Origin of the sequence: Methanobrevibacter sp. (genome assembly GCF_045541095.1) — an archaeon.
In the GTDB taxonomy this organism is placed as follows: Archaea; Methanobacteriota; Methanobacteria; order Methanobacteriales; family Methanobacteriaceae; genus Methanocatella.
Genome location: NZ_JAZQIJ010000152.1, coordinates 15,099 through 37,027, shown reverse-complemented (window position 1 = coordinate 37,027; position 21,929 = coordinate 15,099). Strand labels below are relative to the sequence as shown.

The window sequence follows — 21,929 nt, the reverse complement described above, 5'->3', positions numbered from 1 at the left end:
TTAAAAAAGCAATAAATGTTGCAGAAGATGCCCATGATTACATAATAACTTCTGATATTGAAGTAATCACAGTTTTTGATGAAAATTATCCTGAAAAATTAAATATAATGGGTAAAGAAAGACCTCTTTTGTTATATGTCAAAGGAAACATTGATGCATTAACAAAACCTAACATTGCATTTATTGGTACAAGAAAACCATCTAAAATAAGCGAGGAATTTGAGGTTAAGACTGTTAAAGCCATATTGGATACATCAGATAGAGTTATTGTAAGTGGTCTTGCTTTCGGTTGTGATAAGATAGCTCACCAAACAACAGTTGATGAAAATAAAGTCACCATTGCAGTTCTTCCAAGTGGAGTAAATGTAATTAAACCGGCCAAACATAAAAAACTCGCAGAAAAAATCCTTGAAACAGAGGGATGTATTATTTCTGAATATGAACCTAACAGAAAACCTTACAAAGCAGAATATGTTGAAAGAGATAAAATTGTTGCAGCATTTTCAGATGCCACATTTGTCGTTGAATGTGGTGTTGAAAGTGGAACTATGCATACTGTAGATGCAGCCAATGATTATGATAAATGCATTTTTACTTATCTTCCGGAAGACACAAGTTTAGGTACATATGATGGTAATGAATTTATACTAGAAAATAAACCTACATCAGTAAAAGTAGATAATATCGATAATTTTTTAAAGGATTTGGAGAATTTAGAAGAAATAAAACAATCTAAAAATTCAAATAAAATACAAAAAACATTTCAATCTAGTTTAATGTGAAAGATAACCTAAAGTAAACTATTTATGTATAAAAGAGTTATATTTATGCAAATGGAACTAGCGTTGATTACTCTTTTTTTTAATTTTTAGTGTTGTTTGTTCGTCAGTTTTTTCGTCAACATCTGGATTTTCATTTGTTTCTTGTGGTTGTGTGTCTTCTATTGTTTTTTCTTTGTATTTTTTATTTTTTTTAAATATGTTTTTTTTTCAAACTATTTTAGACATATGTCTTTTCGGGGATTGTAGTTAATGCATTTAAAAGTGTGTTTTCTTTGCATTTTTCATAGTATTCTGTGTTTTATTTGTTTCGACAGTATAATTCGTTTTTTTAATGGATCCATATGGCAATCTTGGAATTATTCAATTTTATTCAACTCCTTATGAATACTCATATTTCAATCTCATAATAATAGTATTTTAAATTCAATTTAATAATAATATTTAAATATTATAAATTACTAACAATAATGTACCAACATTATCAAGAGGTACAACCATGACCAATGTAAATGAATTGTGTGAAACCAAACAAAAAAATCAGACAGTAAGAAAAGAGTTATTCGAAGCTAAAAAGTTATATAAATCCAAGGAATATGACAAAGCTTTGGAAATATATGAATCTCATTTTAATGAACATCCTGAACTTTTAAACAACTGGGACAGGATTTTCTACAGCTGGAGCATCTATCAGATTTATATTAAAAATCAGGAAGATGAAACTCAGCTTTTCGAATATACTGAACTCATAACAGAACTTATTTCTCAGGCAGATTTAAATAATGCACCTGTTTGTGCATACACACTATCTGTTTTCAGGGTATTGAACGTGCTTAAGGAAAACAGTGACTGGGAGTATATGATTTACTGGCTTGACAAATTGAATCCCGATCTGCTGGATGAAAAACAGGGTCAGGGTCATGATATTGTCTTTGCTTCAAACAGGGAAAAGTACTACAACTTTGCATCAAAGGCATATCTTGAATGTGGTGACTATGAAGGCTGCATAGAAGTTTCCAAAAGGGCATTAAATTCCCTGAGCAATTTCACAAACAACAGTGATGTCTGGTACAACTGGAGAATAGCAAAATCACTCAAGGAACTAAATCAGAACGAAGAAGCTTTAAAATACCTCGAGGAAGTTTCCAAAGTAAAACGGGACTGGTTTGTTGCAAAGGAAATCGCTGAAAATTACTATATTCTAAACGACACAGAAAACGCTAAAAAATACATTACCGATGCGGTTTTAACAAACGATCCGGATATGATAAAGGTAAACCTCTATTATCTCATTTATAAAATTCTTAAAGATGAGGATGAGGAGCTTGCTCTTCTTCACGCAGAGTATTTCACAGCAATCAAGCTTGAAGGGGATGCGAGAATCCCTGAAGAAATCGAGGATTTGATGATTGATGAGGATGAGCTTGACATAAAAGATTTAAAACACCGGATAAAAGATTACTGGTCAGAGTATAAGTTCACAGGCCAGGAACTGCAGTACGGAACCATCACAAAGGTGTTTGAACACGGAAAGTCAGGTTTTATTACGTCTGTCAACGATGAATCATTCTATTTCAAGTCATTTGACTTCAAGGACAGAAGGCAGTTCATGAAGGAAGGTCAATACGTAAGTTTCTATATACAGAAAGGCTTTGACAAATCCAAAAACAGGCAAACCGTAAATGCGGTTAACGTAAAAAGGGGTGAGTGATATGGCACGAGGAGGATATTATCAGGGAAGCGATTATGTACCTTATCAGGAAGGAACATTATCAAAATCATCTGCAACATCTGTAAAAGAGATTACAAAACAGAAAACCGTAATCTGTCCAAACTGCAAAAGGGAAGTGCCGAAAAGGGAATACTGTCTGTTTTGCGACAATAAACTGTAAAAAAGAGAAGTTTATCAGGGTGTCTATAAGCCTATATATTCGATGATGCTTTCTATTTCATCATCTTTCAGTATTTCAAGGGACTTCTGCTCGCATTCAACGATAATCTTTTCAATGTCTTTTGTCAAGCATTGCTTTTGAATGAATTCATATCCGTGAACGTCTGCTACAAGCTTTAAAACGTAGGCTGAAAGATATATGTCATCGATATAGCCGTAGGGGCCGTAGACCTGTTCGGGAATGACATCTTCCGGAGTTACGTAGTAGGCGATTGCTCCGCAGATTGGAAGTCTAAGTGAACGGTCAACGTCACAGTTCAGCAAATCGCATAAAAGCTTAAAAAGAGTCGGTCCGTAGTCGATGAAGGATTCGTATTCACCGGTGTATGTTTCCAAGTTTTCGATTAGAGTGTCGTAAAAGTCCTTAAAAGCAGCTTCCATCATTTCACCTTGATTATACTATCTGACTACTATTATATAAACATTAATAATTTATAAATATGTTAACCACAAAATATTATATTGGGTGTGGGAATATGTCCAACTTTGATTTTTTAAAAGACTTTGATGAAACGTTATGGAAACTGGGAAATCGTATTGAAAAGCAGGTAAACATATCCCCTTCGGGAGTGAAGGCTGATTCCACCACGTTTCTTGAACATATTCTGAAAAAGCTTCTGGCGATGGCAGGGATGAAGTACAACTCAAGAAAGAACTTCACCGACCAGGTTGATGCGGTATTTCGCTCAGAGCTTAAGATGTCAAACTCATACAGGGAAAAGATTAAAAACGCCTACAATTACAGGAACAAAATCCATGATGAGTTTGAAGAGATTGAAAAGCATGAGTTTCAGGATGCCCTGCAGCTTCATGAAAAGCTCTTTTATATTGCGCGGAAGTTCTACCGTGACTACAACGATGACTATGATGCCTATAAGGGAGTTCCTGAATACAAACCTCTCAAGCTTGACTTTTCAGACGATGAGGTTGAACTTGTAAGGGTTCCGGATTTCAATCATATTGTTGATGTGAGATATGACTACTGTGTTATCTGCGGTCAGCCGAATCACCTGAACTATTCCATATACTGCCACAAGTGCAGCCGTGTTATAGAAAACGCCAACACATTCATTTCAATCAGAAATGCCTTTGGAAAAGATGCAAGGTTCACCAAGGAAGACCTCATGGAATACGGAATTGCCGAAGGGTATGCAAACCAGTTCATCAACTCCATGGTAAGGGAGGACATGCTGAGGGTCATGGGAAGGTTCATCACCTTCAACAACATGCATCTTGACGAATACTTAACCAAAATCGACAACTACATCGCAGTCGGCGAGCTCATAACCAGGTTCAGAGAGGATAAGATTACACCGTCTGAAATCAAGAAAAGCATGGAATACAAAAGGGGAAGTTTCAGACAGGAACCCTTTTATCAGTTCTTTAAAATAATCAACCAGGAAATAATTAACAAGTTCGAAAAGGACATTCTCACAACGGAAGACATAAAAAGAAGTATAGAATACACCACAATCACACAGAATGAACTTAAAAGATGGTATGACATACAGCTGGCCCAGTATAAGAAGGGCAACATCAACGAATCATTTGTTGTTTTCAATGATTTGCTTAAGGAAAACTACATTGAATTGAAGCGCACAGGAATGAGCGACAAGGAAATCAGAAAAACCCTTAACGTCAATGATGTTGTCTACGGTTTCTGGTGCTATTATGACAGTGAATTTGAAAGTGAAATAAAACAGATCAAGATTGATTTGCTCATTAAAGCCATCCAGGATGGAAAAACAAAAGCCGATATCATCGATGCTGCAGGAGTTACTCCTAAGGAATACGATGATCTGGTTAAACTCTCCGAGTTTAAGGGCAACGAATTTGCAAGATTAAGAAATCAGGAAATTGAAACAAGGAAAAAGGACTTCGTGAGATATCTCAAAAGCAACGATCTGAAGCATTCCTGTAGCCTTGCCAAGTTTTCACTTGACGATTTCTATGATTACTATGAAAAAGAATATGAAAACTCATATTTCTTTAAAAGGACAACCGAAATACTTATGGACAAGTATCTGGCTCAAAGACGTCTTGGAAAGACCAAGGAAGATGCAGTTGAAATCGTCGGCATCAAAAAGGAATATCTTGACAGATGGCTTTCAAGAACCCAGTACTCCGATTTCAAGGATGACGATTTAAAGGTAACCGTAAGCCTGATTTTAAGAGGTCTTAAAAGAAAACAGCCACTTTCCGAAATTGCAGAAATTGCAGGAGTCAAGGAAAATGCAATAAGAACCTACGTAAAGCTGGGCGGCCGTGGATCAAATGTATATGCACCTCTTTTCGAATATTACGAAGCCGAAATAGTCCCGCAAAAACTTGAAAGGTTTACAGAAATTATTGCCACCAAATCAATACGAAAGGCATTGGATGCAACCGACCTAACCTTTGAGGAAATCGACAGATATTATAATCTCGGCAAATCAGGTGATGAGAGATTCGTCCAATTTTATGAGGACTTCCTGGATAAGAAAAAGCTCCATTACGTTTACTATAAAAACAACGGAAAATCCCACAAGATTGCCATGAGGGAATCCAGATTAACTGCTGAGGAGTATGAGGAATGCAGGGATGAACTTGAAGGCATTTCAAGAAAAATCAAGTTCAACATAGTTCTTGAAACAATCGCATCTGACAAGACATCCAACGTGGCCGCAAGCAAAGCGGGATGCAGTGTGGATGAGATTTACGAATGGTATTTCAGGGGCCGTGACGGCGATGAGGACTACAGGCAGTTCTATGAAAACTTCCACAAAGGATACGTAAGGCCTAATATCGAACCCCTCCAGAAGATTATGGATACCGAACAGTTTAAGGTCGACAATCTAATCAGAAGCAACAAGGAACATTTCACCAAAAGGGACTTTGAAATCTGGATGAAAAACGGCCTTATCAATGTGGACGTTATCCATATAGAATCTGACGATGATGAAGATGAGGATGATGAAAAAACAAGAGATACTGTCAAACTCAAAACCAGAGTGAAAAATCCGAACAGCAAAAGGTCATCTCTTGGAAGGCTTGACAGCAATGACTATGACGTTGAAGAGCTCAAAAGGCAGATACTTAGAAAATAGTTCGCTTTCATATCAATTTAACAACAACTTTTATATATGATGTATGATAATAAAATATTGTAGAAAACCATAGAAACTGTCTCCATTAATTAAAATAGACCACACCATATCATGTTTATAAATTAATTAGTATTAGGTGAAAATATGAACGAAAATAGATTGAATAATATAAAATGCACCGGGTTAGATGAAAAGAAATATGTAAATGATTACATTATTAAAAGCAAATAAATCCGGTGACACCATGAGAAAATCAACCATCAAGCACGAGAACCTGAAAAGATACATTGACGAGTTTCACCGCTTCGGTGAGGATGCTAGAGACGACTGCATTGACATGCTTTTCGAGGAGCTGAAACACTCCTGCCTTATAACTCCTTCAACCAAAGACGGTGATTATGTAAACGCCACAACTGCAAAAAGCAATCTCGGCTCATTTGCAGTGGGATTTACTGACATGTACGAGTTTAGAAAAGCATTCCCTGATTTCAGCGTTGAGGCCCATGAGTTTCCTTTTGAATTTTACGCCAAACTTGTCAGGCAAAGAAACCTTGAAGGGCTTATCATTAACATCGAGGGGGACATGTTCATCATGCCCTCCGATGCGATGGCGGAAATGGGAGAGCTTCCCCAGACTCTTTTCCCGACAGAAAATACATATTCCTCAGATGAGCTTAAAGGGCTGAAAGAATCGGTTGACAACAGTGAACTTGAAGAGTTTATAAAAGATTCTGAAAACTTCACAAAATATGACGGGCTTTTTGATAAAATCTCAAAGTCAACCCTTTTTACGCTTATGGTATCAAGGGATGACCTCTCAGACCACATTAAAGAGGGCATCATCGAAAATAAGCCTGATAATCCTTTGGGATTTTTATACACCAAAAATGTCGGAGGCGAGTATGCAACAGTATATACATCAGAGGATAAAATCAAAGAAATAGACACGGAATTGAACAAATTCTCACAGATTGTCAATTTCTCCCAGATGGTGAATTTCATACTCAACGACGATATGGCAGGAATAATTATAAATCCAAACGGGGAAAATATAGTATTGACTAGATATGTTCTTATGGAATACTATCCTTTTATAGAAAAAACCTGCTATGACGAGAGACTGAACAGTTCACTGTTCTACATGTTTGAAATGGAGGAAGAGATATGATTACATGCAACGTATGCGGACATCTGAACTCTCCGCAAAGGACAATATGTGCAAACTGCGGTTCGGATTTATCAGACAGTCCGGACTGGGATGATGATTTTGAAATAGATGATTTCGGAGACGATTATCTGGACTTTGACGATGCAGAAGAACTGGGATACATCGATCCGGACGCTTATGAATAGAGGTAATTGAAATATGTTGGATTCACTTTACACGGAAGCTTTAAGAAAAAGGGGCTCCATCCAGGGAGACATCGAGGAGCTCATTGACAAGGAAATAGACATCAACAAGTACTGGACAACCGAAGCGGTAAAACCTAACGATTCGGATATTGTCCTTGCTGCAGGTGACGGAAGCTTCAACAAGAAGAAATTCTTAAGCTTTTACCTGTACGCAGTCGATGCGGTTGCCCTGATACACAAGCCAGGAGATGAACTTAAAAGTGTCGAATCGGTCGAGCTTGACATTATGGGCCATCAGAACTTTGTTGACGAGAGGCTTAGAAATCTCATGAGCATTTTTGAAATAAAAACCGCCCTTAAAGCCTTAAGCAAGGAAAATATTGACTTTTATATGGATGACGGCTCCATTCTGGGAGATCTGATAAGGCCTATCCCGATTGAAAAGTCTATCACACGGGAAGATAAGAAAGTGATTGCAAACAGGCTTCTCGATGAGATAAAAACGGAAGATGAGATATCCTCCTTCAAGTTCAAAAGCGAATTTGAAGATCTCTTCAAGGACAAGGATGAAAGGTCACTTCTCACATACCTTGAAACGATAGAACATCTCATTGCCCTTAAAAACCTTTTAAATTATAGAGAAAACATTATCGCAATATCAAAGACATCAACAAGCGATGACCTTATCCACAACCCCTATGTTCCGGACATGGCCATACTGGATAAGCTCACAAGGCATCAGGGATATTCAAAGCCCATATATAAAAAGGTTGATTCAGAAGCCAAAAGGGAGTTTCCGGTTTACAACAACTTCTTCAGGGACCTGTGGTTTACAACATTTTTTGCAAGGCTTGAGGACAACAAAAACATCATTAAGGTGGAACTTCCCTATTATGCTGATGAAGATAGAATCAGGGATATCATTGCGGTCATAAAGTCAAATGCAACTGACGGCTATCCGTATTTACTAAAAAAAGCCCACAATGACGTGGTTATAAAAAGCAGGGACATTGAAAACTTATCGAATATATTGGAAATACTTGACAAATCAGGACGTGAAATGTTAAATTAGGAGAATTACTATGATAGGAAGATGTATTGGTGAAACATCACTTACTCAAATCAGTTTCGTATCCAAAAAGATGCCGCAGGTCGGCGAATACGTTACAGTGGAATATGACGGAAAGGTCATTTTGGGGATGATCGAGTCACTTGTAAGGGGCAGCGTTGCCTTAAACAGCGAAATATACAACCCAGACACAATTGCTAAAATCAGAGAAATCGAAGGGGATGACTTCTACGTCAAGGGAACAGTCAGGATTCTGGGAGACGTCAATGACAGCCTTAAAATCCCAAGAACCCCTGCTCCGCCAGGAACCGTGATAAATCAGGCTTCGAGTGAAATTCTAAACGAGATTTTTGACGTTAAAAACTCACTTAAACTGGGACATCTCATAAACCAGAGCGACGTGGAGGTTGGAATTGACATAAACAAGATGGTTTCAAGACACCTCGCAATCCTTGCTATGACCGGTGCGGGAAAGTCAAATACCGTATCAGTCATTATCGACGGGCTTTTAAAGCACAACGGATGCATGATGATATTCGACATGCACTCCGAATATGTCGATGCGGAGTTTTCAAACGGTGAGGTAAACGTAATCAGACCAGTCATCAATCCGAAACATATGGAGTTTTCGGAAATCTTGAAACTGGCAAACATTAAAAATGCTCCGATACAGGAGAGATATTTCCGCCAGGCATTCTTTGAGGCAAACGAGAAAATCATGGAAGGCACAGCCCCTTCAACCGATTTCATCGAAAATGTTCTCATTATTCTTTACCAGATACATGACGCTGCAGAAGGCGCTAGCGAGAAAAACAAGGTCATGGACGTTATAAATAAAATCGAGGATTTAAACCTCAAATACGACAGGCTTTTAAACACCAATGCCGGCGATATCCTCAAAAAAATCAAGCTTGGAAAGGCAAACGTGCTTGATTTGGGACAGGTCGATGAAAACACCGCCGAAGTGCTTGTTGCTCATATTTTAAGAAGGGCACTCAGAAGCAGGAAAAATTACGTTAAAAACCACGACCCTGAAGCGCTGTCATTTCCGGTATTTTTCGTAGTGGAGGAGGCGCATATCCTTGCACCTCAAAGCAGAAACCCTTCATCAAAGACATGGATTACACGGGTTGCAAGGGAAGGGCGTAAGTTCGGTATGGGACTGTGTCTTGTAAGCCAGTCACCTAAATCAGTTGACTCAGAAACACTTTCACAGGCAAACAACATGATTATCCTGAGACTGGTTGAGCCTAAAGACCAGAGACACGTTCAGACAGCAAGTGAAAGCCTTTCAGAAGACCTTGTTGCACAGCTTCCTTCACTCAATATCGGTGAAGCACTTGTTCTGGGGTTGATGACAAGGATTCCGACACTTGTTAAAATCGATGAGTTCAAGGGCAGAATGCGCGGAGGAGACCTGGACATTCTTGACCAGTGGGCCATAAATCAGGATAAAAAAGAAAAAAGTGGTGAAGAAAGCATGCAGGATTTAAAGGACCTGTGGGGATGAGACGATGAGATTTGCACATTTGGCCGACACCCATCTGGGACACAGGCAATACGGAATATTTGAAAGGGAAGAGGACTACTATGAAGTCTTTGAAAGAACAGTCGATAGGATCATAGAGGAAAAAGTTGACTTTGTAATCCACAGCGGAGACCTTTTCGACAGCGCAAGGCCGTCAACAAATGCACTTCTTGCATTTCAAAGAGGCCTTTTGAAGCTGAACGACGCTGGAATCAGAGTATATGCAATAGCTGGAAACCACGATTCAGTGCTCAGGAAAAACGTAAAGCCTCCGATTGACATATTTGAAGAGATTGGTCTTAAAATCATCCGTCTGGGCGAGGCGTTTCAGGAAGATGACATATTCATATGCGGCGTGCCCTACGTTCCCAAATCACAAAGGGACGGTCTTTTGAAAATTCTTGAAATCCTCTCAAAAGAGGCTCAAAACCATGAAAAATCCATTCTGGTACTTCACCAGGGTCTTGACAAGACTTTACCTGCCGATGCATACGAGCTTGATTTGGATGAGCTTCCGGAAAACTTCGACTACTACGCGCTGGGACATATCCACAACTACTTTGAAGAGGACTACGGAAAGGGAAAACTTGTCTATCCAGGATCCATGGAGATGTATAAGTTAAACGAAAACTTCGAGGCATACGGAAAGGGATTCTGCATAGTTGACATCAATGAAACAGTGACAGTCGAGAGAATAAAAATAGACCTTCCGAGGATGTATTTCAAGGAAGTCATAGACTTCAACAACTTCGAAAGCGACCTTGAAAGAATCTCTGAAAAATTAAGCCAGTTTGAAGTGAAGCCTATGATGGATCTGCTTGTCAAAGGCGGGGACTTTGACGCTGCCGAGGTATATGAAGTCATACAGGAGGCAATAGGAGATAAGGTTTTAAACCTCAGACCTGTCTTCAAGCCGGGAAAAGTCCTTGAGGATGAGGATGCAATCGACTCTGACAGGATATTCGACCCAAAAACACTGCTTCATGAAAGGCTTCAGGAAAAGTACGGCAATGCTGAGATTACAAGTCTTTCACTTGACCTTTTGGATTATCTCTCATCAAAAAGGATGGATGATGCCAAGGAAGTTGCCAACGACTATTATATACAGCACTACAGATTAGAGGAGGGCGAATAGGATGATATTTGAAAAGCTCGAACTTGTAAACTTCAAGTCACACGTAAACACAACCATTGAATTCAATCACGGAATCACACTCATCATAGGTGAAAACGGTGCCGGTAAATCATCAATCTTCGAGGCAATTACATTTGCGCTCTTCTCAGAGTCCCAGGTAAACAATATAGATTTGGTGAGAACCAACAGGGGCCTTTCAGACAAAATCATAATGGAGGTCAGGCTCACCTTTGAGGCAAACTCAAACCACTACAGGGTTGAACGTAGCGTCACAAAGAAAAACAACAAGCAGACTCCAGGAGCACGCCTCTACAGGATTGGAGATACCAGAGATGAACTTATAACTGAAGGGGTTACCCGTGTAAACAATGAAATCCAGATGATTCTTTCCATGAATTCCAAAACATTCCTCAATGCAATCCACATCCGCCAGGGTGAGATTTCAAGCCTTATTGACGACACACCGGCCGAGAGGAAAAAACTCATCGGACAGCTTTTAAGGCTGGACGATCTGGAAAGGGCTCACAAGGCAATGCCTGAGGTCATAAAGGAATATGAATTCATAAAACGTGAAATCGGCGGACAGATTCAGGACGAAAATGAGCTAACAAGAGACCTTGAGCTTAACACAAACATGAAAATTGAGGCCGAAGCGCAAAACACCGCTTTCACACAGGAGATTGAAGAGCTTAAAAAAGTTTATGATGAAAAGCTTAAAGAAAAGGAAACTCTTGACGAGCAGAGCCGGAAGCTTGAAAAGCTTAAAATCACTCTTGACAATGATTTGAAATTCCAGGAAAAACTTAACCAGACAAATGCTGAGATTACAAATAAGCTTGAAGAGATTGCGTCCAACGAAGCTGAAATGAATGAACTGAAACCTCTCGCAGAAAAACTTCAGACATTCCGCCAGTTCAAGGACTATCTCATTAAATACAGTGTACTTAAAAAGGATGAGGCCTCCAAAGCCGAGATTCTTGATAAAATCAACTCCTACACTGAGATTCTAAACACGCAAGAGGATTCTCATGACAGGTATGTTGAACTTGACGGTGAGCTTAAGGAGCTGAATAACCTTATGGCACAGCTTAAAGCCGACATCAATGCGGCAGATGATCTTGCCAGAAGAAAGGAAAAATCAGAAAGCGTCCTTCAAAATCACACAGAAGTGCTTGGTGATGTATACGCAACTTGCAAAGACTCCCTTAATGATTATGACATTGACGGTATTGAAGACAAGTCACTGGATGAGCTTTCAAAAATCGTCGGTGATTTGATTAATGACGTCAACTCCAGAAACGCTGAATTCGACTCACAGATTAATGAGCTCAACAGCCAAATCGGAAGCCTCAACCAGGAAATCAAATCATCCGAAAAACAGTTAAGCGAAGCAAGCAAACTTGAAAACAAGTGTCCGACTTGCCAGTCTGATATATCTCAAGACAAGAAAAAACAGCTTATTGAAACATACCAGTCTACCATATCTGAAAGTGAAGGTAAAATCAAAAGCACAAAGGCAATGATTGAGGATTTAAATGCCCAGAAGTCATCAAATGCAGGTGAGGTGAAACTGCTTGACGGTCTTAAAAACACAATAAGCAGAAACCTTAATGTTCCGGATGAGATTACCAGACTCACCGCTGAAATCGATGAAATTTCACAAAAGATAACCGAAACCGATGACAAAAAAGAGCAGCTCATGAAAACTTCAGATGAAATTAATGCCAAAACAGATGAGATGAAAGGACTTGAGGATGGACATAAGAAATATGTCGATGCCAAAACACTTCTTGACAATCAGGAAAGTGAAGATAAAATCCGAAATGAGCTTTCAGAAATCTCACATGGCATCGCTTCAATCCAGACATATATGGAGAAACTAATTGAAAGCGATGAGTCATTAAGCATTGACATTGACCGTGATGCATTGGACCTTGAAATCCGTGAGCTGGGTGAGAAGAACAAAAGGTACAATATCCTTGAAGGAAGGGTAAAGGATAAGGCTGAGTATGAAGAAAAGCTTAAGGTTAATCAGACAGAACTTGAAAATAAAAAAACCGATATAGAAAATACTCAAAAAATCATCGATTCATGTAGCTACGACAGTGAAGTTCACAAAAAGATCACTGATACTGTCAGTGAAACAGGTGTTAAAATCAATGAAATCACCAAAAACATTGCAGTAAACAGCACAAGACTCGAAGGATTTGTCCAGAAAATTACGGAGTTCACAGAAAGGATTGAAGAGAACAGAAAATATGTCGCACAATATGATGCAGTATCAGATTACATCGACATTCTCTCTGACTTCAAGGAACTCTACGGCAAAAACGGTATTCAAAAGGATTTAAGGGCTCAGTCAAAACCGCTGATTCAGAAATACACACGGGAATTTTTCGACAAGTTCAACTTCAACTATTCCGACCTCAAGCTGAGCGACGAATATGACATATCAATTTTCGGACCTGAAGGTGAAGTCAAGCTCAATATGGTTAGCGGAGGTGAAAAGATTGCAATCGCACTTTCACTCAGGCTTGGAATAACACAGGTGATGAGCCGTGGAAACATAGAAACCATCCTTTTGGACGAACCTACCATACACCTTGACGTCTTCCGTAAACAGGAGCTCATCAATGTTTTAAGAAGCATGTCAGTGATTCCGCAGATGATTATCGTCACCCACGACGAGGAGCTTGAAACCGCTGCAGACAGTCTTATAAAAGTAGTTAAAGAAGACGGAATTTCAAAAGTTAGTGATGATTAGTTTCATCACTTTTTTTTAATTTTAACTGATTCGATTAAGTATTTCGAGAGTATTTGATTTTTTTTAATATTTAGAAGTAAATATTGTTTTTGCTTTCAAAGTTTGTCCTATCCATAAACACAACTTATTTATCATATTTATAACAAACTAATATTATCAAATGTTTTTAGGTAGTTTTCATGTTGGAATGGACTGTTTGCAATAACTGTGGTAAAATCCTTGACAATGCCAAGGAGAGTTGTGAAAGCTGTGGAAATGAAGTGAGCAAAATCCATATGGATTATCTGGCAAAAAACCTGACTGACCTTACATTTCTGGTCAGGACATTGTCAATCTTCAATGATTTTTGCCCATCTGTAAAAAATCTCGGAAACCTGAGCGTCGAAAGCCTGATAATGGATGACCTTTTCAGATGGTTCGGATATCTGGGTTTGGGAGACGGCGAGATTACGGACAATGAGCTTGAATTCATAAATTCACTTCTCAACACTACCTATTCAAAGGAGGACATTTTCAGCCTTGCCGATGCCGAGTTCACACAGGAAACTCCACAGTCCTTCGTCTGCCTGGGCGAGCTTGACGAATGCGGACAGAGATATGACATGAACAACCTGAACTCCGCCCATGAGCTTCTTGAATGCTACAAACTTTTCGGAAAGTTCTTCATAACCGTCGACAATGACCTAAACGAGGACGTGCTGAAACTGTACCGGGATTTCATAGTTTCCCTCAGCAGTGAAGTGAAGGAAGTTCCGGCCGATTTCATGCCTGCAGACATTCCGGCTCAAATTGAAACGGAACCGAAAAAGACTCTCAATGAGTATCTTGAGGATTTAAACAAACTCATAGGTCTTGAGAAGGTTAAAAAGGACGTCAACTCCCTTATCAATCTTGTCCAGATTCGAAAGATCAGACAGTCAAGGGGAATCACACAGCCTGCGATGAGCCTTCATCTGGTGTTCAGCGGAAACCCCGGAACCGGTAAGACAACCGTTGCAAGACTTCTCTCCAAGATATATCATGAGATAGGTGTGCTTTCAAAGGGCCATCTTGTAGAAACCGACCGTTCCGGACTTGTTGGAGGATATGTCGGCCAGACCGCCATAAAGACCCAGGAGGTTATACAGTCAGCTCTTGGAGGAATTCTCTTTATAGATGAGGCTTACGCGCTTGCGCAGTCAAGTGAAAACGACTACGGAAAGGAGGCAATCGACACTCTTTTAAAGGCCATGGAGGACAACCGTGACGATTTGATTGTAATCGTTGCAGGCTATCCTGCACTTATGGACCGCTTCCTGCACTCAAATCCTGGTCTTGAGTCACGTTTCAACAAGTTCATATATTTCGACGACTATGACGAGCATGAGCTTTATGACATATTCATGCTTATGGCCGATGAGGCCAAGCTCACTCTGGACGAGCCGGCAAAGGAATATCTCATACAGTACCTTAAGAAAATGTATGAAAACCGCTCGGACAATTTTGCAAACGGCCGTGCAGTCAGAAACTTCTTTGAAGAGGTCATAACAAACCAGGCAAACAGGCTGGCTCCGAAAAAGGAAATCACAGATGAGGAGCTCAATACACTTACATATGAGGATTTTCTAATAGATGAATAAAGCATAAATAATGTAGTTGCAAAACAGTATATAATATTTTTAAATAAAAAAGGACATACTTAACAATATAGTCACAAGGTGTTTACTATGGATGACGAAACGCTAAAGAAATTTGCATACGTTAACATTTCAACGTATCGGGTAAAAGCCGTTAAGGCACTCCAAGATGAGGATAAGACGCCATCCGTAATCGCAAAGGATTCCGGCATCAGGATGAATCACATCTCCAATGTCCTGAGGCAGCTGAAGGAATGTGAGGTTGCTGAGTGCATTAACGAGGAAAATAGAAAGAATCGAATTTACAGACTGACAGATACTGGAAGAGAAATAGCAGAATATTTGGACAATGAGTGAAAATAAAGAAGGTTTTGTTTGGCGAGACCCTGGAAGTGACACTCCCGTCGAATGGGATTGGAAAACTGGCAAGTTTACCCAAAAGCCCACAGAAACTCCAAAGAAATCGACTTCAGATATAGGCCGAACGCTTTATGATGAAGCATCAAGGCTTTACGGCGAGGGCCGCTTTAAGCAGGCGCTGGCTCTTATTGAAACGGCGATTGAAAACGACCCGCACAATCCTGCATACTTCAATCTTGAAGGGGCAATATATCAAAGCCTCAGACGGTTTGCAGATTCCGAAAAGTCATTTGACAAGGCTTTAGAGCTTAATTTAAATGATACGGAAGTCTTGAAAAACAAGGCAGAGATGCTTTACGAGTGGGCAAATTCCCTAAACGACAAACAAAAGGCACTGGAGATAATTGGCGAAGCATTTGAAATTCTGCCGAAAACCGACCTGGATTTGGAGAAGTTCTGGTATATGAAAGGTAGCATCCTGGACTGTCTGGGCGATAAGACCGAGTCAAGGATATGCTATATGAAAGCCGAGAACATGGATGCTGAAATCGAGGAGCTTGAACGCCAGAAGGAAATGCTTGCATCATCTAAAGACACTCTAATCAACATAACAGGCACCCATTTCTATTTCGGAATGGACGTTTTCGAGAAGGGAATGGTGGTTGATTTGAAAAGGGATGAGCTCAACGAGCACGATCCCGACGCAATACGTGTCGAGATTGACGGTGAAACGGTCGGTTTTGTTGCAAACAGTGACTACACTGTTGTCGACGGCGTTAAAAGTGCCAGTGAAATCAAGAAGCTGGATTTCAGCCGGGCAGAGATAATGTTCATATATATGGATCAGTACATTATTGCAAAGGTGATGTGATCAGTTATCGTCGATGATGCTGAGTATTTTAATGCCCAGCGGAGTGTTTTTATAGATTCTTCCCTTTGTTGCATCCTCATTGAGGCAAATGACAAGGTCCTTTTCCTTGAGTTCATGAAGGGCGTTTGAAACCTGTGCAGGTGAAAGATTGGCTGACTTGCAGATTTCAGTCGGCATCATGAATCGGGTTTCAAGAACCTTAAGGGTCTTGTATCTTATGGGGGAAATCTTTACAAAACCTATTAAATTCCATAAATCACTTTCATCATGTTCTTTTGTCATGCTAACAAATTTATTTAACATTAAATAAGGCATTATTTACAGTATTGTTCGGCTGTTGTTTGAGCATATGGAGAGTAATTTTTGAGTTTTCTTCGATTTATACATAACGTATATACATAATATATTTAACGAATAAGATATAATATTTAAATAACAACTGTTGTGAGATTTTGACATGGTATCAGAGAATAAACATTTAAGCGATGTTCTTGAACATTACAGGGAATATGTGGATGACGGTAAAAAGGCGCCTGACATGGTGCTTGCAAATCTTTTAGGTGAACTTAAGGTATCAAAGCTTCTGGCACCTGTCGTGGCCGAAGAGGACAGGTTCATACTCGACCAGGTCAGCGTGGACTCCAAAAGCTACCTGCCTCTTTACACCAATATGGACGAGTTCAGAAAGCACACAGATTCAGACATAATACTGGGATTTCCCTTCAGGGACTATCTTGACATAGTCTGTGAGGAAGACCTTGAGGGAATAGCAATAAACTATGAAAGCGATTGCCTTACTTTTGATAATGAGTTTTTAAAACAAATTAGTGGCGACGCACCTCTCAACGTAACCGATAACGGAGAGGCATACCCTGCTGGCAGGCTCAGGGAAATATTTGAAAGCGCAACCGACGCTGATTTCTATGACAACTTCAGCCGTGAAGACATTTTTGCCCTTTTAAGCAACACCACAATACTGAACATAGTATATTCTGAAGAATCCCTTGACGAGATGCTTGAAGACGGCATTCTTGACGGGGATAAGGTCGGCGAGTTCAAACTGTGCACCCTTGAGGACGGAGACATACATCTGGTTCCGGTCTTTACAAGCAAGAAAAGCCTTAAAAATTCCCTCACCGATGACGGCATGCACTATTACGGCCAGATTACAAGAATGTCCAATCTCATAGATTACATTCTGGAAAATGACCTTGACGGATTCATCATCAATCCGAACGGCGATGAAAAATACATCCACCGTGACGACCTGCTCACACAGGCAAAGGGAATTGAACTTATCGTCGAGGATTCAAGATTCGATGACGCTCCAAGATATGCCTTCAAATTATAAATATAATCTTGAACAATATTATACCAATGAATACCCATAAGCATCTCAGAACTGTTATTGAGGATATATATGCAAACGGAAATGAGATAACTCCCGAGCTATTGACAAGGCTCATAAACGAGTTTCGATATTCAAGCCTGTATATCCCTGCCAAAAAGGAAAACGGCACTTTGAACTTCATCATTTATGAGGAGGGCCCGCACAAATACACTCCCCTTTTCACGGATTTGGATGAGTTTCGAAAGTTCTACGGTGACGATGAAGTGGAGGTGTTTGAAAATTCCTTCGAGCTTTACCGCAATGTCCTTAAAACAACAGACATCGATGGATATATACTGAATCCCTCATGCGAGAAATATCTCTTCAAGAGGGATTTCATTTTGGGCATAAACAACATTCCCAAAACTAATTTTTACACAACAGATCCCTACAGCGAAGAGGAACTGACTGAAATCATGGCTTCTGTCGACAACAGTGCCTTGGAGGATTTCATCAGAAATCCTGCAAATATAGGAAACTGGGAAGCCCTTTTTGAACGTCTTGCATCATCCAGGCTTCTGGGGCTTATGACATCAAACCTTGATTTGTCTGACCATGCCGAAAACGGTCTAATCTCACAGAAATCCACAGGGCCGCTTGCAAGCATGTACACAGACAGGCTCGGAGGCGTCTATGCCACAGTATTTACATCAGACTCGAAGATGGCCGAGGTCAGTCTGCCCGGTTACAGATATGCACAAATCATCAATCTGGCAACGCTGGTCAACTTCATACTTACCGAGGATATGGACGGCCTTATCATAAACCCCGAGTCCGACAGCGTTCTCATTCCGAGGACTGTGCTTTTGAAATACTCCCTTGGATTTGAAAGGTTTGCTAATGACGAAAGGCTTTCAGAATCAATTTATTATTTATTTTTACTAAACGAGCGAGGTTAAAAAATGAGCGGTTTATCCGATTTGATTAAAATAAACAGAAACATTGAAGCGCAAAACGAGGAAATCATCCGTCTTTTAAAGATAATTGCCGGTGAAGAGGAAAACAAACAGCCGGAAGAAAATACACTGTTTCCAAGTTACGTCATGCCTCAGGCGGAGGAGATATCTATTGAAACCGACTTCACTGCCGATGAACTTGGCGAAGGTGAAGTCTACATCATAGAGGACATGGACGTGTTCAGGTTATCCGTGAAAAATAATGAAACTACAATCGATAATCTGACAGGTTCTGCAGTGCTTGATGAATATGATGCTGCCGAAACTGCATTAAATGAAATGAATGAAAAAGGAATGAAGTTTGACGCACCGACAGTTATACTCAGCGAGGCAGTCTGCGGACACTTGCCTCAGATTCTGGGATTATGTGTTGACATAGGCATCAAAAAGGTATACATTCCGATAAAGGCATCAATCGAACTTCTGGGAGCTCCTCCTGAACTTCCTACACTTATTGATATGGAAGTATACAAAAACGTCGAACAACTCACTGAAAGTATTGTGGGAGTTGAGTCTGATGACTAAATTCTGTCCATACTGCGGAGAGGAGCTTGTTGACAATGCAAAGTTCTGCAAGTCCTGCGGAAAAAACCTCGAAGACTTTCAAACAACACAATCTTCACAGAATACGGATTACTATCCTCCTACAACCCAGAACGATCATAAAACAGCAATCATCGTAGGATACATCTTTGCCGTTCTGATTCCTCTTTTCGGACTAATTACAGGCGTTTATCTTTTAACAAGAAAGGACAGCGAAAAGGCAAACAGAAACGGTAAGTACGTAATCATCGTATCCCTCGTTGTATGGGCAATCAGTTTTTTTATCATAAGGTAGGTGTTTAAATGACCTTGAAGGGCCTGGGCGGTTATACCAGAACTGATAGAGAAAAGAAGCTGATTATTGAGAGGTTAACCAAAAGACCCGACTTCCAATATAAAATGCATGCCAAATACCAACTAATGGATGCGCCCGCTGCCGATTTTGACTTGGAAGAGCCCGTTTTAAAAGATGAAGTTAATGAACTCATCTGTGATTATGATGTAACTCCATTGACAAAATTCTGCCCGGAGTGCGGAAGGAAATATCCCGAAGGGGAAAACTTCTGCCTTGATTGTGCCGAAAAGCTCAGGGAAATAAAAAGCGTTGACATATCATCAATCGATTTGAATCCGACATTTGATTTCACAGCCAACAATCAGTATAACAACTTCAGTGACATACTGACAGCTGAAAATCTTGAAAAGCTGACAGTTGAGAATTTTGACGTTAATAAGATAGTCTTAAACATCAAAAGGACGGCTTTCAAAAGACTTGATGCGGCCGTCAAGGACAACGGAATTTACCTTGACTCATTGTCTATTGTAGAAAAAATAATGCTTTTTACAAAGGCATTCGTTGATGTTGAATACAAATCATACGGAGCGGAACTCGGATATTACCGCTTCAACAGGATTTATGTTGACGACAGACAGCTTGATGCCCTTCAGATTACCACAATGCTTCATGAACTTGCACATTTTCTCATAAAGGAAATCATCACACATGTTCTCTGCACAATCTGGGAGTGCAGCAAAACCACAGAAATAGAATCGGTTGCAACATTCATTCTTTCATATTCCCCGGTTACGGCCCTTGTTGATGAATATGCGGCCCACACAGTTGAAGGAAGATTTACACTTTACGGATTTCAGGATTACTCCTCATTTTTAAATATAGAGAAATCAGTGGAGCTTGAAAAAAGCGAAATCGAGATGCTTAAAACAATCGGAAACACATTCGCAAACATTATCAAGAAAATTCTGGAGTCATTTATTGATGCGGAAATGCTCTCAGAGATTAAAGACCAGTTCAGAAGAGACATTCTAGACCAGCCCGACTACAGGAATCTGATTCATGAAAACTGCACACTGTTGAACCGTAAAGGTATGGTTGAGGCCATCAGACTGCTTTTGGTTGAAGGATTTGTGGTTTCAATGGATAACGCTGAAAAGCTTGAATCATACAACGAGATGTGGTGATCAAAATACAATTGATACTTAAGCAATTCGGCGATCTGACGCTCAGCGAACTGTATGAAATCCTACGGCTGAGGGTTGAGGTTTTTGTAGTGGAGCAGGACTGCTGCTATCAGGACCTTGACGGAAAGGACTATGATTCATATCATCTGTTTATTAAAGACGGGGAAAATATCGTCGGCGCTTTAAGGATACTTAAGGAAAATGTGGCGTATGCCGAGATGGCGATAGGGCGTCTCATTGTTGATGAAAGATACAGGGGAGACGGTCTTTCCCGTAAAATGATGAAAAAGGCAATGGATTTTATCCTAAATGATTTAAACCGAAATGCGATAAGGCTTTCAGGCCAGGCATATCTGTGTGATTTTTATACATCTCTCGGATTTAAAAGAGTATCCGACAGCTACCTGGAAGACGGCATTAAGCATTATGAATTTTTATACGAGCGTGATTGAATGAATGTGAAAAACAAAGTGGTTAACCTTAACGAACTCAACACCGGAACCGAAATAGATATTAATGATGTTCTTTTAACTATAATAACAAAATACCAACTCTTCGAACCGTGCAGATACCTTGCCGAGGACGAGGACTGGCTTGACGTTTCAATGATTTCCATAGAAGATGAATCAATATCACAGGCAATGTCCATCAGGAAAAGCGAAATAGTGATGTTCGGCATCTTCAACAGGGAAGAGATAGAACTCCTCAAGCCCCAAACAGAACCTGAGGAATTTTACCAATGAAAGAGATTATTATAGAACCTGACTTTGATGTGGATGAGGTAACCGAAAGGATATGCAGCGTCATGTCCAAATGGTCAATACACTTTCTTGACATCATAGGCCCCAACTGGGTGGTATATGACTATGACATGAACGTAAAGTGCGTCTTTATATTCCATGTTGATTTTTACGACATGTACACCAGAATAAAACTTGAAGACCTGAAGCTTAACGTGATACATCACATAGAAGGCCTTAAGGATGAAACCATATACCGTGACAATCTGATAAGTGAAGTGTTTTTCAAGGACTGATCTGATTTTTTAA

General features: G+C 39.8%; 23 protein-coding genes. 21 read left to right on the top strand and 2 right to left on the bottom strand.

All coding sequences use genetic code 11. From position 1 onward, the window contains the following. The 3 genes from ACKI2P_RS06575 to ACKI2P_RS06565 form a co-directional block, all read left to right on the top strand. Nucleotides 1–782 (top strand): DNA-processing protein DprA (locus ACKI2P_RS06575; RefSeq protein WP_407376146.1); only part of this gene is annotated, 782 nt, incomplete at its 5' end. A gap of 496 nt (nucleotides 783–1,278) precedes the next feature. Continuing rightward, on the top strand, nucleotides 1,279–2,490 hold the full coding sequence (locus tag ACKI2P_RS06570; protein ID WP_407376144.1) for a tetratricopeptide repeat protein: 1,212 nt from the start codon (nucleotides 1,279–1,281) through the stop codon (nucleotides 2,488–2,490). A gap of 1 nt (nucleotide 2,491) precedes the next feature. Next, complete coding sequence (locus ACKI2P_RS06565) at nucleotides 2,492–2,671, top strand: hypothetical protein (RefSeq protein WP_407376142.1); 180 nt, start codon at nucleotides 2,492–2,494, stop codon at nucleotides 2,669–2,671. A 23-nt stretch (nucleotides 2,672–2,694) separates the two neighbouring features. On the opposite strand, the gene ACKI2P_RS06560 is transcribed toward ACKI2P_RS06565, so the two are convergent. Next, nucleotides 2,695–3,111: a YkvA family protein gene (locus ACKI2P_RS06560; protein ID WP_407376140.1), complete on the bottom strand. Its 417-nt coding sequence runs from the start codon at nucleotides 3,109–3,111 to the stop codon at nucleotides 2,695–2,697. A gap of 95 nt (nucleotides 3,112–3,206) precedes the next feature. On the opposite strand from ACKI2P_RS06560, the gene ACKI2P_RS06555 reads away from it, so the two are divergent. The 10 genes from ACKI2P_RS06555 to ACKI2P_RS06510 all read left to right on the top strand — a co-directional run bounded on the left by ACKI2P_RS06555 (nucleotide 3,207) and on the right by ACKI2P_RS06510 (nucleotide 16,512). Further along, the gene (locus ACKI2P_RS06555; protein ID WP_407376138.1) at nucleotides 3,207–5,816 is read left to right on the top strand and encodes a hypothetical protein; all 2,610 of its coding nucleotides are present in this window, start codon (nucleotides 3,207–3,209) and stop codon (nucleotides 5,814–5,816) included. A gap of 244 nt (nucleotides 5,817–6,060) precedes the next feature. Then, nucleotides 6,061–6,984, top strand: coding sequence for an SseB family protein (locus tag ACKI2P_RS06550; protein WP_407376136.1), 924 nt, complete (start codon nucleotides 6,061–6,063; stop codon nucleotides 6,982–6,984). Then, nucleotides 6,981–7,169: a hypothetical protein gene (locus ACKI2P_RS06545; RefSeq protein WP_407376135.1), complete on the top strand. Its 189-nt coding sequence runs from the start codon at nucleotides 6,981–6,983 to the stop codon at nucleotides 7,167–7,169. Before ACKI2P_RS06550 ends, ACKI2P_RS06545 begins: the two co-directional genes overlap by 4 nt. A gap of 13 nt (nucleotides 7,170–7,182) precedes the next feature. Next, on the top strand, nucleotides 7,183–8,241 hold the full coding sequence (locus ACKI2P_RS06540) for a DNA double-strand break repair nuclease NurA (protein ID WP_407376133.1): 1,059 nt from the start codon (nucleotides 7,183–7,185) through the stop codon (nucleotides 8,239–8,241). Nucleotides 8,242–8,251: 10 nt separating this feature from the next. Continuing rightward, on the top strand, nucleotides 8,252–9,748 hold the full coding sequence (locus ACKI2P_RS06535; RefSeq protein ID WP_407376131.1) for a helicase HerA-like domain-containing protein: 1,497 nt from the start codon (nucleotides 8,252–8,254) through the stop codon (nucleotides 9,746–9,748). 4 nt (nucleotides 9,749–9,752) lie between these two features. After that, nucleotides 9,753–10,901 carry an exonuclease SbcCD subunit D gene (locus ACKI2P_RS06530; RefSeq protein WP_407376129.1) on the top strand — a complete coding sequence of 383 codons (1,149 nt, stop codon included), beginning with the start codon at nucleotides 9,753–9,755 and terminating at the stop codon, nucleotides 10,899–10,901. A 1-nt stretch (nucleotide 10,902) separates the two neighbouring features. Continuing rightward, the gene (locus ACKI2P_RS06525; RefSeq protein WP_407376127.1) at nucleotides 10,903–13,665 is read left to right on the top strand and encodes an AAA family ATPase; all 2,763 of its coding nucleotides are present in this window, start codon (nucleotides 10,903–10,905) and stop codon (nucleotides 13,663–13,665) included. A 179-nt stretch (nucleotides 13,666–13,844) separates the two neighbouring features. Next, nucleotides 13,845–15,284 carry an AAA family ATPase gene (locus ACKI2P_RS06520; protein WP_407376125.1) on the top strand — a complete coding sequence of 480 codons (1,440 nt, stop codon included), beginning with the start codon at nucleotides 13,845–13,847 and terminating at the stop codon, nucleotides 15,282–15,284. Nucleotides 15,285–15,371: 87 nt separating this feature from the next. Continuing rightward, nucleotides 15,372–15,638, top strand: a complete 267-nt coding sequence (locus ACKI2P_RS06515; protein WP_407376123.1) for a transcriptional regulator — start codon at nucleotides 15,372–15,374, stop codon at nucleotides 15,636–15,638. Nucleotides 15,639–15,990: 352 nt separating this feature from the next. Continuing rightward, entirely contained in the window at nucleotides 15,991–16,512 is a 522-nt protein-coding gene (locus ACKI2P_RS06510; RefSeq protein ID WP_407376121.1) for an HIRAN domain-containing protein, read from the top strand. On the opposite strand, the gene ACKI2P_RS06505 is transcribed toward ACKI2P_RS06510, so the two are convergent. Next, nucleotides 16,513–16,794 carry a MarR family transcriptional regulator gene (locus tag ACKI2P_RS06505; protein WP_407376119.1) on the bottom strand — a complete coding sequence of 94 codons (282 nt, stop codon included), beginning with the start codon at nucleotides 16,792–16,794 and terminating at the stop codon, nucleotides 16,513–16,515. It lies immediately after the preceding gene. 175 nt (nucleotides 16,795–16,969) lie between these two features. Between ACKI2P_RS06505 and ACKI2P_RS06500 the strand changes: the two genes are divergently transcribed. From ACKI2P_RS06500 to ACKI2P_RS06465, 8 genes are read left to right on the top strand one after another with little or no spacing between them, the layout of a single operon-like run. Further along, complete coding sequence (locus ACKI2P_RS06500; protein ID WP_407376118.1) at nucleotides 16,970–17,863, top strand: SseB family protein; 894 nt, start codon at nucleotides 16,970–16,972, stop codon at nucleotides 17,861–17,863. Between the two features lie 26 nt (nucleotides 17,864–17,889). Continuing rightward, nucleotides 17,890–18,801 (top strand): SseB family protein, encoded by a 912-nt coding sequence (locus ACKI2P_RS06495; protein WP_407376116.1) that lies wholly within the window; start codon nucleotides 17,890–17,892, stop codon nucleotides 18,799–18,801. A 3-nt stretch (nucleotides 18,802–18,804) separates the two neighbouring features. Then, nucleotides 18,805–19,383 (top strand): hypothetical protein, encoded by a 579-nt coding sequence (locus tag ACKI2P_RS06490; RefSeq protein WP_407376114.1) that lies wholly within the window; start codon nucleotides 18,805–18,807, stop codon nucleotides 19,381–19,383. After that, nucleotides 19,376–19,696: a zinc-ribbon domain-containing protein gene (locus ACKI2P_RS06485; RefSeq protein ID WP_407376112.1), complete on the top strand. Its 321-nt coding sequence runs from the start codon at nucleotides 19,376–19,378 to the stop codon at nucleotides 19,694–19,696. The genes ACKI2P_RS06490 and ACKI2P_RS06485 overlap by 8 nt, the downstream gene beginning before the upstream one ends. 8 nt (nucleotides 19,697–19,704) lie before the next feature. After that, nucleotides 19,705–20,880 carry a hypothetical protein gene (locus tag ACKI2P_RS06480; protein WP_407376110.1) on the top strand — a complete coding sequence of 392 codons (1,176 nt, stop codon included), beginning with the start codon at nucleotides 19,705–19,707 and terminating at the stop codon, nucleotides 20,878–20,880. A gap of 11 nt (nucleotides 20,881–20,891) precedes the next feature. Beyond that, nucleotides 20,892–21,332 (top strand): GNAT family N-acetyltransferase, encoded by a 441-nt coding sequence (locus tag ACKI2P_RS06475; RefSeq protein ID WP_407376108.1) that lies wholly within the window; start codon nucleotides 20,892–20,894, stop codon nucleotides 21,330–21,332. Next, nucleotides 21,333–21,623: a hypothetical protein gene (locus ACKI2P_RS06470; RefSeq protein WP_407376106.1), complete on the top strand. Its 291-nt coding sequence runs from the start codon at nucleotides 21,333–21,335 to the stop codon at nucleotides 21,621–21,623. Further along, on the top strand, nucleotides 21,620–21,916 hold the full coding sequence (locus tag ACKI2P_RS06465) for a hypothetical protein (protein WP_407376104.1): 297 nt from the start codon (nucleotides 21,620–21,622) through the stop codon (nucleotides 21,914–21,916). The genes ACKI2P_RS06470 and ACKI2P_RS06465 overlap by 4 nt, the downstream gene beginning before the upstream one ends. The last annotated feature ends 13 nt before the right edge of the window (nucleotides 21,917–21,929 follow it).